The sequence below is a fragment of the Alloalcanivorax venustensis genome (assembly GCF_047495515.1).
Classification (GTDB): domain Bacteria; phylum Pseudomonadota; class Gammaproteobacteria; order Pseudomonadales; family Alcanivoracaceae; genus Alloalcanivorax; species Alloalcanivorax venustensis.
This window is the reverse complement of the sequence record NZ_CP179934.1, coordinates 345,002-360,466: the sequence shown is the minus strand read 5'-3', so window position 1 is coordinate 360,466 and position 15,465 is coordinate 345,002. Positions and strand designations below refer to the sequence as shown.

Genomic DNA, 15,465 nt, shown 5'->3' with positions numbered 1-15,465 from the left:
GCCCGCGAAAGGGAGCGAAGCTCCCGGCCAAGGTTGCCCCGCTGGATTCCAGAGGCTTTTTAACAGCGCCATAAACGGCGTCTCTGGGATCCTGCCGGCAAGCGTTGCTTGCCTTTCGCGGGCTGGGCCCGCTCGCACAAGGTGGTCCCTTTCGCAGCGGGTCCCGCTCCAAATGACTTGCCAAAAACCCGTGCTTACGAAGATCGTTTTGTGGCGGGGATTTTCTCCAATACCATCAGGTCATCCAGGTAGGTGACCAGATGCTCCAGGTATTCCGGTGAGATGTCCTGCAGCGCGGCGAGCGCACGGGCCACCTGCCGGTGCGCGTTGAGCGGGCCGGCGTCGCCGGGTACGTGGGTGATGGCGTGCTGGATGCGCGCGGCCAACTGCTGTCGGGCCTGGGCCTCGCGGATCGGCGCAAGGGCTTTCAGCTCCATGGGCGCTTCGCCATCGCCACGCAGCCGGGTCAGCAACGTGGCCAGCGGGGATTCGTACCGCGGCGTAGCGCGATCGCCCTGGCTTTCATCGTCGTCGGCGTCCGAGCGGGCCCGGTAGTCCGCGAGCGCCTGTTCCAGTTTTTCCTGATGCTTTTGCGACGGCGCGCGACGGCTTTCGGCCAGGCGCGTGGCGAAGCTCTCCAGATAGGCGAAGCGCACCGGGTCGCGGTGGTGGGCGCCGGTCTGGCGCAGGGCTTCCAGTTGCGCCAGCACCTCACTCATCGCGTTGTCCGGTCTGCTCCGGTTCGCCGGCGGTGGCGTCGGCGCGCGGTACGGTGGTGATTTCCACGCGCCGGTTCTTGGCGCGGGCGGCGTCGTCCACGTTGGGGGTCACCGGCTGGTTGTCGCCGAAGGCGGCGGCGAAAATGCGCGCCTCCGGCAGCCCCTGATCGATCAGGGTGCGGGTGACCGTGAGCGCGCGCTGGGCGGACAGGCCCCAGTTGTCCGCGTAGCGCGGGTTGCCCTGCTGGATCGGCAGGTCGTCGGTGAAGCCGCTCACCATCAGCAGCTCGTCGTGTTGTGCCAGGTAGGTGCGCAACGGTTCCACCAGGCTTTCCAGCAGCGCGCGGCCCTCCGGCTGCAGGCGGTCCGCGTTGAGCGCGAACAGCACGCTGCCGTTAATACCGATGCGGCCGTTCTGGAACGAAATGCGGCCGCTGGCGAGCGGGTCGGCGAGCGCCTCTTCCAACGCCTGGCGGCGTTGCTGCTCGGCCTGCAGTTTGGCGCGTTCCTGCTCCAGCGACTGGCTCAGTTCCAGCTGAATGCCGATCACCCACACCAGCAGCAGCACGAAGATGCCCACCAGCGCCGCCATCAGATCCGAGAAGATCGCCCACACCGGGGTGGACTGAGCGCCGTCCTGGGACGCGTCGTGAAGCTCGTCCATCAGCGCGCCTCGTTGTGCTTGAGGGCGGCCAGGGCGTCGATCACTTCCTTCTGCGAACTCAGGCTCAGATCGATCACCTCGCGGGCCTGCTCCACATAGTAGGCCAGCTGCTCGTCGCTGCGCGCGGCGGACTGTTCCAGGGACGTCTCGATGCGTCTGAGGTTATCCAGCAGCTTGCCGTTGGACTCGCTGAACAGGTTCACCGCGGTGCCGAAGGCGTCGCCCAGGCTGGCCACCTCGTGGGCCCCGCCGGCGATATCGGCGGCGGCGTCGTCCAGGCGGGCGGTCTGCGCGTCCACCTGGCCGGCGAAGGTATCGCTGACCTCCTTGAGCACGCCGCCGGCGTCGCGGATCAGCGTTTCCACCGCGTCGCGCTGCACGCCGGCCGCCTGCTGCTGGGCGGTGAGCAGGGCGTCCAGCTCGCCCATGATGCGGCGGCGTTCCTCCAGCAGTTCGTTGTCCCGTTCGCTGCTTTGCGCCATTTCCTCGCGCAGGCGGCTGATCACTTCGGCGGCCGCCTTGGGCGTCTCCGAGGCGGTTTCGATCAGCCGCGTCATCGGTGCCTCCAGGGCGGTGCCCAGCTCGGTGAGGTGGCGGGTGACGGTGGCTTCCAGATCGGCCAGGCGCTGCGTGGCCGCGTCGCCGCGCGCCGCCTCCTGATCCCGCAAGGCGCTGAGCTGCTCGCCGGTGCGGGCGAGCAAGGTGTCCAGGCCTTCCCGTTGTCCTTCCACCAGGCCGCTGGCGGTGTGCTGGAAGCGGTCCGTGTGGCCGCGCAGGGTGTCGCCGAGGTCGCTGACCAGGCGGGCGAGGGTCTGCTGTTGTTGCTCGAGGCCTTCCCGCCAGCCCTCGGCGGTGGCGTCGCCGGCTTCCTGGAAGCGCTCGGTGATGGCCGCCAGCCGTTGCTGGTTGTCGGCCCGGGCCTGCTGCTGGTCGTCGCGGATTTGCGTCAGCAGGGCGTCGCCGTGGGCCTGGAAGCGGTCGTTGTGCGCTTGCAGGGCGGCGGCCACCTTGTCGGTGAGGCTTTGCGCGGTCTGTTGATGTTCGGCCAGGCCCTCGCGCCAGTGGCGCGCCGCTTGCTCGGTGGTGGTGTCGAAGCGCTCGGCGATCCGGCTCAGCTGGCTTTCGGTGAGCGTGCTGAGGCGCTGGTGGCTCTGCGCCGCCTGGTCGTTGAGGCGTTCCAGGGCCTCGGCGATCACCGGGCGGACGCTCTCCGCCGCCAGCCGGCTGCTGTCCGCCAGGCTGGTGCTCAGGCTGTCGCCGACGGACGCCGCCAGTTGCCGGTAGTGCTCGGCGGTCTGCTCGTGGAACTGCTTTTGGTTGTCGGTGAGCGCGCTGTTGAGCTGATCGCCCATCTGTTCCAGGCGCCGGGTCAGCGCCTGCAGGCTATCCACCACGGCGGGGAAGGCGTCGGACTGAGACTGCAGGGCGCGGAACGCCTCCTGCTGCTGATGTTTCAGGGAAAACGCGCGCAGATCCCGGCGCAGCACGGCGTCCAGGTCGCGGCCGACGAGCGTGCGCTCGCGGCGGCTGAGCGTGGCGCCCAGCCCCAGCATGGCGGAGGCGGCGACACCCGCGATGGAGGTGCCGAAGGCCAGGCTGAGCCCGGCGATGGGCGCCGCCAGGGCGCTCTGCACGGCGGCCAGGTTGTTGCCGCCTTCCAGGGCACTGACCGCGCCCTGCAGGGTGACGATCATGCCGATAAAGGTACCCAGCAGGCCCAGCATCACCAGCAGGCCGGACAGGTAGGGTGTCAGCATGGGGCCGGGCAGCGGCGTGCTTTCCCCGTCCACGCGCCGGCGCACGGCGCCGCGCAGGGCGGCGGGCAGCTCGGCCAACCAGCGCTCCAGGGCGTCGCCGTCACCGGGCGGGGTCTCCAGTTGCCGGGCCAGTTGCGCGCTGTCGGCGCGGAAGCGGCGCAGCTCCAGGAAGCCGAAGGCGTACACGAAGGCGATCAGCAGGGTGGCGGTGAGGGCCACCAGGTTGGTACCCAGAAAGCCGATGCCCACCCAGGCCACGGTGGCCGCGCCGAGCAGGCATACCAGTGCGAATAAAAAGCGTGTCATTGAGGTCCTTGTGGGTCGTTGTGCGCGCTTTCCAGCGCCATGAGCAAGCCCTGCACCGGCTCCAGGCGGGTGTCCAGCTCCGCCAGCAACAGGGTCTTCATCTCCTGGCAGAAGCGATGCAGCCAGGCGCCTTCCTTCATCCAGTCCCGGGGATCGTCGCCGGGCGTATCGCTGAGCAGGCTGTGCTGGCGGTCCGGCCAGAGCGCCAGGAAGCGCTTTTCCAGCACGCCGGGCACGGCACCGAAGCCCTTGCGGGCGTAGCCGGTAAGGGTGTTGTCGAGCACCGCGTCGATGCGCGCCAGCCGCGCCAGGGCCGGGCCGTGGTCGGTGAGGGCGCCACGGGCTTTCAGCCGCAGCGGCGGCACGGCGGCGGCCATCTGCCGCTGCTTGCTCTGATAGAAGCGCCGGTAGGGCTCGAAATCCGGCGGCTCGGCCGGGCTCGGGCCGGCTTCCGGCGCCGGCAGGCCGTTGCGGGTGCCGATGCGCTCGGCGGTGACGCTGGCTTCGATGGCGTCCCGCTGGCTTTGGCGCAGTTTCTCCAGCTCCGCGCGCAGCCGCTCGGCGGCTTTGCCGTCGGCGCCGAAATAGCCGTCCCGGGACGCCACGTTGGCGGCGTCCAGCGCCACGGTGTCGGACAGGTCGAACAGCCGCGCCAGCCGTTCGCCGAAGCACGGCAGCGGCGCGCCGGCCGCGCGCACGCCCAGGCCCGCCAGCTGCCGCCGCAGCGGGCCGGTGTTGTTCACGCTGTTGGGCCTGCCGTTGCTCATCGCCGCGCCCTGGTTGGACATCCATGGAGAATAGAGGGCCCGACGCGCCCTGGCGCCGGGAAGCCGCACATTCTAATCAGGAACGGCCGGCGATGATAATGGCGGCATGTAGCCGCCCGACCGGCGCCCTGGAAAGGGCGCGGCGGGGCGGACGGGGCAGGGGGCGCGGGTCAGGCGCGGCGGAAGGCTTCCGGGATGGTCAGCTCGTAGGTGGCGCCGGTGGGCAGCAGCAGCGCGGAGGGGCCGCGCTGGGAACTGAAGTAGAGCCGCGAGCCGTCCGGGGTGAAGGCGGGGCCGGTGAGTTCGCTGCCGCCGCCGGGGATTTGCAGCAGGATTCTGGCGGGCTGGTTGGGCACCATCACCATCAGACGCATCAGGTCGCCGTCTTCCGCCACCACCACATCGCCGGCCGGGCCGACGACGATATTGTCCACGTCATTGAACGGCGCTTCGCCGCTGCCGATCAGCTGTTCGTTGTCGAACACCACTTCGATCTGGTCGTTGTCGATGTCCAGGGCGTAGACCCGGTTGTCGCCTTTGCAGGCCAGGAACACCACCGCGCGTAGCGGGTTGGCGCTGCCCGCGATGTCGGGCCGCCGGCCCTCCGGCAGGGTCTGCACCCACAGGCCTTCGCCGCCTTTGAAGCGGGTGCCCGGGGCGCCCTGGCCGGTGGCCGCCTCGATCTCGGCGCGCACCGTTTCCTGGGCGCGGTGCGGGTCCTGCACCGGCACCCAGCGCACCTTGTGCAGGCGGCGGGCCTGGTCCAGGTCTTCCTGGTAGGCGCCGTTGGCGAAGCCGTCCACCTCCAACACCTCCAGCACGCCGTTATCCAGGTCCAGGCCCGGTTCCCCGGTGATCGAGGTGACCACGCCGGCGGACCGGAAGCGGTACAGACGGCCGTTGCCGTCGTCCTCGGACAGGTAGAGGGTGCGGGTGTCCCAGTCCGCCACGGCGGCTTCGTGGTTGAAAATACCCAGCGCCGGATGCGCCCGCGCCAGGGACGCGGGCCCCAGCGGGTGGCACTCATAGACCTGGCCGTCGGTGGTCTCCTCGCAGGACAACCAGGTGCCCCAGGGCGTGGCGCCGCCGGCGCAGTTGCGGCGGGTGTTGCGCAGGATGCGGTAGGCGTCGATGACGGTGCCGTCGCGGTCGAACCGCAACGCGCCCACGCCGCCGCCGGGGGCGATTTCACTGTTGGAGACATAGACCCAGCCGCCGTCCTCCCGCACCGGGAACACCGCGCCGCCGTCCGGGAAAATGTGCCAGTTGTCGCGCAGCAAGCCGGTGAGGTTGGGCAGACCGGAGATCGGATCTTCCAGGTGCCGGGCCACGCGGCGGATCGAGAACCCCTCGGGAATCAGAATGCCGTCCACGTCGCTTTCCACCAGCTCGCCGATACCGGCCAGCGGCCCCGCTTCCAGGGGCAGCATGGTGGCCGGCGGTACCGGCGGCTCGGGAGCGGGCGGCTCCGGCTCCGACGGGCTGGGGGTCGGTGACGGGGTGCCCGCCGGGCTGCCCGAGGACGAGGAACCGCCGCCGCAGGCGGTGATCATCGCGGCGCCGGCACCGTAGAACATGGCCTGGATCAGTTTGCGTCGGGTCAGGGTTACGGAGTTCATAAGCCGGTCCGGAGTCGATAACGGCGGACAGGCTGGCCGCCGATGATGACAATCCGGTGATGCCGGCGGCGCCGGTGGCGGTCGGTAACAAAAGTCGAACCGAACGGTTACCGAAGGCGGTCAGTCCACCGCCAGACCGGCGGGGAAGCGGCGGATCTTCTGCGCCAGGTAGAGGCCCACCAGCAGCGCCAGGCAGGTGAAGGCCACCGCCAGGCGGAAGCCGCCGGTGGCTTCGATCAGCCAGCCGGCGATGGCCGGGCCCAGGAACTGGCCGCCGGCGAAGAACACCGTCACGTAGCTGAAGGCGATGGGGATATGGCGCGGCGCCACCTGGTCGGTGCTGGCGGCCTGGACCATGGTGAACACGCCGTTCACCGCGCAGCCCATGAGCAGGAAATGGGCGAAGAACATGGCCAGGCTCTGGTCGATCAGCGGCAGCCCCATGGCCACGGTGACCACCGCCATCGCCAGGGTCAGGGCGTTGCCCCGGCCCCACACGTCGGACAGCGAGCCCCATAGCGGGCCGGCGGCCACCGACAGCAGGCCGGACATGGCCATCAGCCAGCCGGCGGTGGCTTCGTCGAAGCCGGACTCCACCACGTAGCTGACCATGAAGATCGCCTGAATGATGTAGACCATGCCGATGATGCCGTAGATCGCCGCCATGATGATCACGCGCGGGTTGCGGTAGATGCGCCATTTGTCCGCCGGCGCCGGGCGGTCCGGATGGTCGTGGGCCACCGGCGCCGGGTCGCGCACCGCCGCCAGGACCAGCGCCACCGCCACCGCCGCCAGGGCGGCGAACAGGCCCCAGGCCAGGCGCCAGCCGTGCTCACCGAACTGGTCGGACAGCCAGGGCACCAGCAGCCCGGTGACGAAGATGCCGGCGCCTACGCCGCCGGCCATGCAGCCGATTACCATGCCGCGCTTTTCCGGATACCAGGTGGCCAGCAGCGACACCATGGGCGCGAAGCAGAAGGCGGTGCCCAGCCCCAGCAGCGCCATCAGGCCGACGACCACCGGGTAGGCGCTGGCCAGCGCCAGGCCGGCGAAGCCGACGGTGAGAATCAGCAGGCCGGTGGCCACCGCGTTGCGCGCGCCCCAGCGGCTGGCGGCGATGCCGCCCAGCAATACGAACAGCAGATAGCCCAGCGCGGTGACGGTGCCCAGGGTGCCGGCCTGCCGGTAGCTCAATCCCAGATCGTCGCGCATCGGCGGCAGAATCAGGCCGTAGGCGAGCCGCGCGAACACGATCGCCACCAGCGCCACCAGAATACCGCCCGCCACCATGATCACGATGTTGGGACGGCTCGGCGGCTGGGATGTGGCGGACATAGGCAGCGAATCCATGGTCTGGGGCGTTTGGCGCGGGCGCTACTGTAGCGCACGGCGCTCGCCGCACCCAGTGTTTCGTTCCCCGCCAGGGCGCCGTCTGGGTTAGGCTTGGGCGTTTGCATCGGGACCAGAAAGGGGAGTATCGGAAGTGGATCAGTCATTGTTTGTCCGCCAGGGCGAGACCTACGTACCCACCGCCAGCGCCGGCGGACCCTGGAGCCCCAGCCATCTGCACGGCGGCTCGCCCACCGGGCTGCTGGCGCTGTTGATGGAGCAGGCCACCGCGGACACCGGGCTGCGGCTCAGCCGCCTCACGGTGGATCTGTTGAGACCGGTGCCGGCGGCGCCGCTGACGGCGGAGCTGGCGGTGGTGCGCGCCGGGCGGCGCCTGCGGGTGCTGCAGGCGTCGCTGCTCGCCGACGGCGTCGAGGTGTGCCGGGCCAGCGGCCTGTTCCTGGAGCAGGCCGGCGCCGAGGTGCCCGACTTCGGCCGGTTTGAAACCGGCGGCCTGGAACCGCGCGGCGACCGCCCGGTGATGACCCTGGCCGAGGTGGGCGGCGACGGCAAGGGCGGCGGCTGGACGCCCCGGGGGCTGCACACCACCGCCCGCATCTGCGTGCTCGACGGGGTCGGCGGCCAGGGCCAGGGCCGGGTGTGGATGTCGCTGCCGGTGCCGGTGGTGGCCGGTGAGCCCTGCTCGTCGCTGGTGCGCGCGGCCACCTTGTCCGATTTCGGCAACGGCATCGCTCAGCTGCGGCTGGCCCCGGATGTCGGCAGCATCAATTCGGATCTCAGTCTGTACCTGCACCGCGACCCGCGCGGCGACTGGCTGGGGCTCGACGCCCGCGCCCGCATGCAGGACAACGGCACCGGCCTGGTGGACACCACCCTGTACGACGAGGACGGCCCGGTGGGGCGGGTGCTGCAGGCCACCCTGGCGATGCCGCTTTATGCCGGCGGATGATTGACGTTACATTAGGATGAAAGGCCATCAGGAGGACGCCATGGCGACCGGCTGGGCCCCGGAAGGGGCCGTTCAGGATCAGATCGACAGCACCGTGGATTCGGCGGTGCAACACGCCCGCAGCCGTCTGCCCGCCGGCGAGAGCCTGACGCATTGCGAAGAGTGCGAGGCACCGATCCCCGAAGCGCGCCGTCAGGCGCTGCCCGGCGTGCGCCTGTGCACGCTGTGCCAGGGCGAGCGCGACGAGGCCCGTTCCGAGGGCTACAACCGGCGCGGCAGTAAAGACAGCCAGCTTCGTTGAGGCGAAGGGCGTTGAGTCAGCGTCCCAGAAATTCGGACAACAGCCGCAGCGACGAAACGTTGTCGCACACCAGTTTGATGCACACCAGCAGCGGCACCGCGATCAGGATGCCGACCACGCCCCACATCCAGCCCCACAGCAGGATCGACAGGAACACCGCCACCGGGCTCAGGGCCAGGCGGTGGCCGGCCACCGTCGGGGTAATGAACTGACCCTCGAGCACGTTCAACACCATCACCAGAAACGGCGGCAACAGCACCTGGGTGAGGCCGTCGAAATTCAGGCTGCTGATGAACAGCAATATCACGCCGCTGACGATCGGCCCGATATAGGGCGCGAAATTGAGCATGCCCACCATCACCCCGAAGAGGATCGGGTTGGGCATGTCCAGCAGATAAAGAATTAACGCCGCGCCGGCGCCCAGACAGGTGTTGATGATGGTGATGGTGCCCAGGTACACCGATACGCTGGTCTGGATCTGGCGCACGGTTTCCACCGCCGCTCTCTTATGTTCGAACTGGGGAATCACCCGCACCAGCTTGCGCAGAAAGGTGTCGCCGGAGGCCAGCATGAAATAGAGAAGAATCACGCTCAGGGTGATGCCGTACAGCGCCGACCAGGTGCCGGAGAGAATCCACTTCACCGGGCTCCAGGTGGGGGCTTCTTCCTTCTGTTGGTTTTCATCACCGGGGGTGATGTCCTCGATCTGGGCGTTGGCCAGCTTGAGCTGCTGCATGGGCTCGCTGAACTGGTGGAATTCCTGTTCCAGCTGACGCAGATCGCGGGGCGCTTTTTGCAGCCATTCCATGGCCGGCTCCGAGAGACCGTACAGCGCGCCGAAGCCCAGGCCGAGTACGCCGATCACCACCGCCGCCGCGCTCACCGGCGGCGGGATTTTCAGCACCCGCAGCGCGCGCACCACCGGGGTGAAAATCAGGCTGGTGAGAAACGCCACCATCAGCGGCATAAAAAGAGTGGCCGCGGCGTATAGGGTGTACATCACCAGCAGCAGAAAAATACCGGTGAGCATGGCGGAACGCACATTCACCGACTCGAAGTTGGCTTTGGGCCTGTTCCGGTCCACTTTGGGCGGGGTGTTTAACGGCATCGGGGTGTCCATTGTTAGCCGGGCGGCGCGGGCGTTCCGTGGCGCGCTGTCGTTATGGCTGCCAATGATTGCATGCCGGGTGCGGGCGGTTAAGTGATCCGGATGGCGGGGCGGTAAAAAAGGGTAAAGGCGTGAACCGCGTGGCGCCGGCGGCACCACACGGGATCGGTTGGGCGTTTATTCGTCCCAGAGTGTCGCCAGGGTGTAGGGGCTGCCTTCCTGGGCCCAGAAGGCGCCGTCCACGTAGCGCCGGTGGCGGTCCAGGTCGGCGATCTCGTTGAGGTCGTCGTCGCTGAGCCTCAGATCGGCGGCGGCCAGGTTCTGCCGCAGGCGTTCCGGGTTCACGGATTTGGGGATCACCGCGGTGTCGCGGTGCAGCGCCCAGCTAATCAGCACCTGGGCCGGGGTGGCCTGGTGCCGCTCGGCGATGGTCTTGATCACCGGGTCTTCCAGCAACACCGGTTCGTCCTTGGCTTTGAAATTGTCCGGGCGGTCGGACGAGCCCAGCGGTGAATAGGCGGTGACCTGAATGCCGTTGTCATGGCAGAAGCGCACCAACGGCGCTTGCTGCAAATAGGGGTGCAGCTCCACCTGGTTCATCGCCGGCCGGTGGCGGGCGGTTTCCAGCAGCGCGGTGAGCTTGCGCACGCTGAAGTTGGACACGCCGATCTGGCGGGTCAGATTATCGTCCACCAGCGCTTCCATGGCGCGCCAGGTGTCGGCCACCGGCATGTCCTCGGGGTCCAGGATATCGGCGCCGGATTTCGGAAAACTGATGCCCGGAGTCAACGCCACCGGCCAGTGCATCAGGTAGAGATCCAGGTAGTCGAGCTGCAGGTCGTCGAGAGTTTTTTCCAGGGCCGGCTGCACGTCTTCCGGGGCGTGGGCGCTGTTCCACAACTTCGAGGTGATCCACAGGTCCTCGCGGCTGACGGTGCCGGCGGCAAAGGATTCCGCCAGCGCCTGGCCCACTTCCGCCTCGTTGCCGTAAATGCGGGCGCAGTCGATGTGCCGGTAACCCTGTTGCAGGGCTTCCTTGACCGCGCCGTACACGTCGCCGGGGTCGGACTTCCAGGTGCCCAGGCCGAGCATCGGCATGGTGTCGCCGTTTTCGAATGTCAGGGTCTTCATGGGTCACTCCTTCCTTGTTGGGCTTCGCTTACCCTAAACAGTCGGCCGCCCCGGGGGCTAGCGGGATACTGTTAAATTCTTGCCCGTTCGTTAAGCTGGGGCCCACTCATCAGCAGGAGACCGCCGCCATGATTTCGGACCAGATGCCCTACCAGAAACATTTCCAGGACGTCGACGGCAAGCGCATCGCCTATGTGGACGAAGGCGAGGGCGACCCGATCGTGCTGCTGCACGGCAACCCCACCTCCTCGTACCTGTGGCGCAATGTGATTCCGGAGCTGGTCGGCAGTGGCCGGGTGATCGCGCCGGATCTGATCGGCCAGGGCGATTCGGAAAAGCTGCCGGCCAGCGACGGCCCCGGTCGTTACGGCTTTCTGACCGCCTACCATTACCTCGACGGGTTGCTGGCGGCGCTGGGTCTGGACCGGAACGTCACCCTGGTGGTGCACGACTGGGGCAGCGGTCTGGGCTTTCATTGGGCCAGCCAGCACCCGGACGCGGTCAAGGCGATCGCCTATATGGAAGCCATCGTCATGCCGATGACCTGGGACGACTGGCCGGAAGCCGCCCGCGGCATCTTCCAGGGGTTCCGCTCGGAAAAAGGCGAGGACCTGATTCTCAAGCGCAATATGTTCGTGGAGGCGGTGCTGCCCGGTTCGGTGCTGCGCGGCCTCACCGATGTGGAGATGGCCCACTACCGTCGGCCCTTCGAGCTGGAGGAAGACCGCCAGCCCACCCTCAACTGGCCGCGTGAGATCCCCATGGAAGGCGAGCCGCCGGAGATGATCCGGCTGGTGGAAAACTACGGGCGCTGGCTGGCGGCGAGCCCGGTGCCCAAGCTGTTCGTGAACGCCGAGCCGGGTTCCATTCTGATCGGACGGCAGCGGGAGTTCTGCCGCAGCTGGCCGAACCAGACCGAGGTCACCGTCCAGGGCAGCCACTTCCTGCAGGAAGATTCACCGGTGGAGATCGGTCAGGCGGTGGCCCGCTGGCTGGCGGCGCTGTGACGCCGCCGGCCGGCCTCAGTGCTTAAAGATCACGTAGAGCGCGTGGATGATGCCCGGAATGTAGCCGAGCAGGGTCAGCAGGATGTTCAGCCAGAAATGGCCCTTGAAGCCCACTTCCAGAAACACGCCCACGGGCGGCAGCAGAATCGCGAAGATGATCTTGATCGGGTCGGTGGCGGTAAACGGCATGGTACGACTCCTTCGAAGGTTGTGTCCTTGGTCTCCGCCAGTGTGCAACCGGTCCGGTGCTTTTTCCAGATACCTTTGCTTACTCCGCCCGCCGCGTCAGATCGCATTCGATGACGCCGTACCAGCCCAGCCCCCGGTAGGTTTCGTAACCGGGGGTCAGGGCGAAGGCCACCAGGCGGTCGCCGTCCACGTAGTAGCCCCGCTCCAGGGTGCCGCCGTCCGGCGCCCGGGTGTTCAGCGGGTAATGGTCTCCCAGTTCGCCCTTGCCGCTGGCGTCGGCGATAACGCGATGCTGGGCGTCCAGCAGCATGACCCGGCAGGCGCCGCGTTCCTCGTCGCTGAGCCCGACGCCGTTGACCACGTCGCCGGCTTGCGGCGTCCAGTCGAAAAAGATGCCCAGCACGCCGATGGCGTCACCGTTCTCCTGGCCGCCGTCACGGATCGCCGTGGCATAGGTGGCCACCGCCGCGTCGTCCAGCGCCGGGTTGCGGGCGATATCGGTGACCGCGAACTCGTCACCGCTGGCGGTGCGCATGGCCTGCTGAAACCAGGCGCTGCGTGATACGTCCAGGCCCACGGCGCCGGGGTAGCGATCCGGCCGGCCGTTGGCGATCACCCGGCCGCGGTCGTCGGTAACCCATAAGTCCAGATACACCACATAGGAACGCAGGATGGTCGCCAGCCGTTGGCTGGCGTGCTCCAGCCCCGGGACGTCGCCGGGGTTGGCGGCGGCGCTGACCAGAGCGCTGTCGGTCGCCCACCAGCGCACGTCGCAGGAGCGCTCGAACAGGTTGCGGTCGATGATCTCAATGGCGTTCAACGACAGGTCGGTGAAACGCTGGCCGCGAAAATCGATCAGCATCCGGCCGCCGGCTTCCTCGATCTCGCTGGTGTGGGCTTCCACCGCGTCGCGGAAATCCGCGGCAATATGATTGATCTGCTCGGAGACATTGCCGATTTCCTCGGCGACCACGCCGAAGGCGGCACCGGCGGTGCCGGCGCGGCCGGCTTCGATGCGCGCATTGAGGGCCAGGATCTTGGTGGTGGTCATGATCGACTCAATGGCGCCGACCTTGTCGCGGGTCATTTGGGAGATGTCGTAGGCCAGCTTCAGGATGGTTTTGTCTTGCATGTCCTGCTCCTTTTGATGCATTGACACAGAGCGCCCGGGGGCCAGGCGGAGGTTGCAAGAAGCAGGCCTAACCCGTTGACCTATAAGGGGAAATAAAAAGTTTAAAGGAAGGGTTATCAAATCTTATCGGCGCCTCTTGAGAAAGCTTTAGAGCCGCCGCATCTAAACGGGTAAGGCAAGACACAAAAGGAGTGGTGTCATGATGGAATTGATCGAGCTTCAGGAAGACCACATCGTCGGGCTGCGTATCGACGGCAAGGTGGACAACGAGACCTTCGACCGGGTGCTGGCGGAGATCGAGGACCGGCTGACCCGGCACGACAAGATTCGTCTCTATGTGGAGTTGGTGTCCCTGGGCGGCATCGGTCTGGAAGCCCTGTTCAAGGACATGAAGTTCGGCCTCGGAAATTGGCGGCGCTTCGAGCGGGAGGCGGTGGTTTCGGACCGCTCCTGGGTGCACAAAATTGCGTCCGTGGCCGACCGGCTGATGCCCTCGGTGGAGGTAAAGGCGTTTCCCCTGGAGGAAAAGAGCGCCGCGCTGGCCTGGGTCCGGGAGTGACCGGGCCCGGCATGCCGGGCGGAGCGAAATAGTTTTGACAGGGGCCGGAAGGCGTGTATCCTTGGTCACAGCTTGAAAGTATGCACGTATTTATGAATCCCTGTTCGATGCCCTACCAGTTAGCGTTCGTCCTGACCTTCATAAGTAACCGTAAGACTTCCAGCACAATCGGCCCCCAGCGGGCTTCCATTACTTTCTGAATGATCAGGAGACTATTATGTCCACTACCACCGGTACCGTTAAGTGGTTCAACGAAGCTAAAGGTTTTGGTTTTATCGAGCAGGAAAACGGCCCTGACGTGTTCGCACACTTCAGCGCTATCCAGGGCTCAGGCTTCAAAACCCTGGCCGAAGGCCAGCGCGTTGAGTTCACTGTAACTCAGGGCCAGAAAGGTCCTCAGGCAGAGAACATCGTCGCCGTATAAAGCGATGTTGGAAGCCGCCCGCGCCTAACCGCGCCGGGCAGGAAAAGCGGGGCCTTCGGGCCCCGCTTTTTTTATGCCCGCTGTTTAGTGCCCAGCCTTTGCCCCGCACTCGAGCGGCGCGCTCTCCGCCAGGATTGTCGACGCGGTCACTTTCCCCTCCTCTCTCCCGGGTATAGGCTCTAACCGAGAACGTTATTGGACGCCTATTTCGCTATGCGGAATAGCTATCACAACAACAATGCGTAAACGGAGAGCAACCATGACCCTTTTCCAGCGAGGCGCACTCTGTCTGGCCGCCCTGGTGTTGGCCGGCCTGACCCAGGCGGCGGACGATGTGAAGCTGCCCGGCACCATCGCCATGACCGCCTACGGCACCGGCTCCGCCGGCTACACCCAGATGGTGTCGGTGGGCAATCTTCTGCAAAACGAATACGACGTGTCGGTGCGTATTCTCCCCGGCGAAAACGATGTATCCCGTATGACGCCGCTGCGCACCGGCCGGGTGCCGCTGTGTGCCTGTGGTATCGCCAGTTATTACGGTTCGGAAGGCGTGCTGATGTTCGCTGACCGCCAATGGGGGCCGCAGCCGATCCGGGTGATCGCCACCTCCATCGCCAGCTTCGGTCTCGGCGTCGCCGTGGCCGGTGACATCGAAGTGGAAACACCGGCGGACCTCAAGGGCAAGAAAGTTTCCTACATTCGCGGTGACGACGCCCTCAATCTGGGCACGGAAGCGTTTCTGGCGTTCGGCGGGCTCACCTGGGACGACGTGGAGCGGGTTGAATTCCCCGGTTACGGGCGCGCGTTCGACGGCGTGATCGCCGGCCAGAGCGACACCGGATTCACCATGTCGGTGGCGCCGCCGGCGCAACAACTGGCCGCCAGCCCGCGTGGTATTGTCTGGCCGCGGCTCGATCCCGAGAACAAGGAGGGCTGGAAGCGTTTGCAGGCCGTGGCACCCTATTTCCAGCCCCATCAAGTCACCGCCGCCGCCGGCGATTATGGCAAGGACAACCCCTGGGTGGGCGCCAGCTACCCCTATCCGATTCTGGTCGCCAACGCGGATCAGCAAAGCGGTCTGGCGGGCGGTCTTATCAAAGTGCTGATCGAGGATCACGACAAATACAAGGATGCGGCGCCTGGCAACTCCGGCTACGCCCTGGAAAAGCAGAACATGCAGTGGGTAATCCCGTTCCACGATGAAGTGGTGGCCTACTACAAGGAAATCGGCCACTGGACCGATGAGATGCAGGCCCACCAGGACCGTCTGGTGAAACGCCAGCAGGTGCTGCAAAACACCTGGAAGGCCTACACCAGCGACGCGCCCGAGGACGATGAGGCGTTCCGCGAGGGTTGGATGAAGGCCCGCGCCGAGGCGCTGGAAGCCGAGGGCATGAACCCGGTGTTCCGCTAAGTCTGTCCCGCTTCAAGGAGTTCTGCCGTGGATTCTCATCATACGGGTGAGCCAACGGCGAAGCAGGTG

At 66.8% G+C, this 15,465-nt stretch carries 16 protein-coding genes; 6 read left to right on the top strand and 10 right to left on the bottom strand.

All coding sequences use genetic code 11. From position 1 onward, the window contains the following. Window positions 1-194: 194 nt before the first annotated feature. The 6 genes from ACMG4O_RS01710 to ACMG4O_RS01685 form a co-directional block, all read right to left on the bottom strand. Window positions 195-719: a DUF2894 domain-containing protein gene (locus ACMG4O_RS01710; RefSeq protein ID WP_414434283.1), complete on the bottom strand. Its 525-nt coding sequence runs from the start codon at window positions 717-719 to the stop codon at window positions 195-197. Then, entirely contained in the window at window positions 712-1,383 is a 672-nt protein-coding gene (locus ACMG4O_RS01705; protein ID WP_414434282.1) for an OmpA family protein, read from the bottom strand. The genes ACMG4O_RS01710 and ACMG4O_RS01705 overlap by 8 nt, the downstream gene beginning before the upstream one ends. Further along, window positions 1,383-3,446 (bottom strand): DUF802 domain-containing protein, encoded by a 2,064-nt coding sequence (locus ACMG4O_RS01700; protein WP_414434281.1) that lies wholly within the window; start codon window positions 3,444-3,446, stop codon window positions 1,383-1,385. Before ACMG4O_RS01700 ends, ACMG4O_RS01705 begins: the two co-directional genes overlap by 1 nt. Next, window positions 3,443-4,213, bottom strand: coding sequence for a DUF3348 family protein (locus ACMG4O_RS01695; RefSeq protein WP_414434280.1), 771 nt, complete (start codon window positions 4,211-4,213; stop codon window positions 3,443-3,445). Before ACMG4O_RS01695 ends, ACMG4O_RS01700 begins: the two co-directional genes overlap by 4 nt. A gap of 170 nt (window positions 4,214-4,383) precedes the next feature. Beyond that, window positions 4,384-5,832 (bottom strand): alkaline phosphatase PhoX, encoded by a 1,449-nt coding sequence (locus tag ACMG4O_RS01690; RefSeq protein WP_414434279.1) that lies wholly within the window; start codon window positions 5,830-5,832, stop codon window positions 4,384-4,386. Window positions 5,833-5,952: 120 nt separating this feature from the next. Then, window positions 5,953-7,167, bottom strand: coding sequence for an MFS transporter (locus ACMG4O_RS01685; RefSeq protein WP_194855229.1), 1,215 nt, complete (start codon window positions 7,165-7,167; stop codon window positions 5,953-5,955). 148 nt (window positions 7,168-7,315) lie between these two features. Here ACMG4O_RS01685 and ACMG4O_RS01680 point away from each other — a divergent pair, with 148 nt between their 5' ends. Both ACMG4O_RS01680 and ACMG4O_RS01675 read left to right on the top strand, forming a co-directional pair. Next, a complete protein-coding gene (locus ACMG4O_RS01680; protein ID WP_414434278.1) occupies window positions 7,316-8,131 on the top strand; it encodes a thioesterase family protein in 816 nt (271 codons plus the stop codon). Between the two features lie 40 nt (window positions 8,132-8,171). Then, the gene (locus ACMG4O_RS01675; protein WP_142949208.1) at window positions 8,172-8,432 is read left to right on the top strand and encodes a DksA/TraR family C4-type zinc finger protein; all 261 of its coding nucleotides are present in this window, start codon (window positions 8,172-8,174) and stop codon (window positions 8,430-8,432) included. Window positions 8,433-8,448: 16 nt separating this feature from the next. Here ACMG4O_RS01675 and ACMG4O_RS01670 read toward each other — a convergent pair whose 3' ends face one another. Together ACMG4O_RS01670 and ACMG4O_RS01665 are read right to left on the bottom strand one after the other, a co-directional pair. After that, the gene (locus ACMG4O_RS01670; RefSeq protein WP_414434277.1) at window positions 8,449-9,540 is read right to left on the bottom strand and encodes an AI-2E family transporter; all 1,092 of its coding nucleotides are present in this window, start codon (window positions 9,538-9,540) and stop codon (window positions 8,449-8,451) included. Window positions 9,541-9,717: 177 nt separating this feature from the next. After that, window positions 9,718-10,671, bottom strand: a complete 954-nt coding sequence (locus ACMG4O_RS01665) for an aldo/keto reductase (protein WP_414434276.1) — start codon at window positions 10,669-10,671, stop codon at window positions 9,718-9,720. 128 nt (window positions 10,672-10,799) lie between these two features. Here ACMG4O_RS01665 and ACMG4O_RS01660 point away from each other — a divergent pair, with 128 nt between their 5' ends. Continuing rightward, window positions 10,800-11,678: a haloalkane dehalogenase gene (locus ACMG4O_RS01660; protein ID WP_142949205.1), complete on the top strand. Its 879-nt coding sequence runs from the start codon at window positions 10,800-10,802 to the stop codon at window positions 11,676-11,678. 15 nt (window positions 11,679-11,693) lie between these two features. Here the strand turns inward: ACMG4O_RS01660 and ACMG4O_RS01655 are convergent, their stop codons facing one another. Together ACMG4O_RS01655 and ACMG4O_RS01650 are read right to left on the bottom strand one after the other, a co-directional pair. After that, on the bottom strand, window positions 11,694-11,867 hold the full coding sequence (locus tag ACMG4O_RS01655; RefSeq protein ID WP_142949204.1) for a YqaE/Pmp3 family membrane protein: 174 nt from the start codon (window positions 11,865-11,867) through the stop codon (window positions 11,694-11,696). A gap of 79 nt (window positions 11,868-11,946) precedes the next feature. Next, complete coding sequence (locus ACMG4O_RS01650) at window positions 11,947-12,999, bottom strand: methyl-accepting chemotaxis protein (protein WP_414434275.1); 1,053 nt, start codon at window positions 12,997-12,999, stop codon at window positions 11,947-11,949. A 199-nt stretch (window positions 13,000-13,198) separates the two neighbouring features. Here ACMG4O_RS01650 and ACMG4O_RS01645 point away from each other — a divergent pair, with 199 nt between their 5' ends. From ACMG4O_RS01645 to ACMG4O_RS01635, 3 genes are all read left to right on the top strand, one after another. After that, the gene (locus tag ACMG4O_RS01645; protein ID WP_414434274.1) at window positions 13,199-13,558 is read left to right on the top strand and encodes an STAS/SEC14 domain-containing protein; all 360 of its coding nucleotides are present in this window, start codon (window positions 13,199-13,201) and stop codon (window positions 13,556-13,558) included. Between the two features lie 217 nt (window positions 13,559-13,775). Then, window positions 13,776-13,982, top strand: coding sequence for a transcription antiterminator/RNA stability regulator CspE (locus ACMG4O_RS01640; RefSeq protein WP_067607036.1), 207 nt, complete (start codon window positions 13,776-13,778; stop codon window positions 13,980-13,982). Between the two features lie 259 nt (window positions 13,983-14,241). Then, entirely contained in the window at window positions 14,242-15,396 is a 1,155-nt protein-coding gene (locus ACMG4O_RS01635; protein ID WP_370183857.1) for a TAXI family TRAP transporter solute-binding subunit, read from the top strand. The last annotated feature ends 69 nt before the right edge of the window (window positions 15,397-15,465 follow it).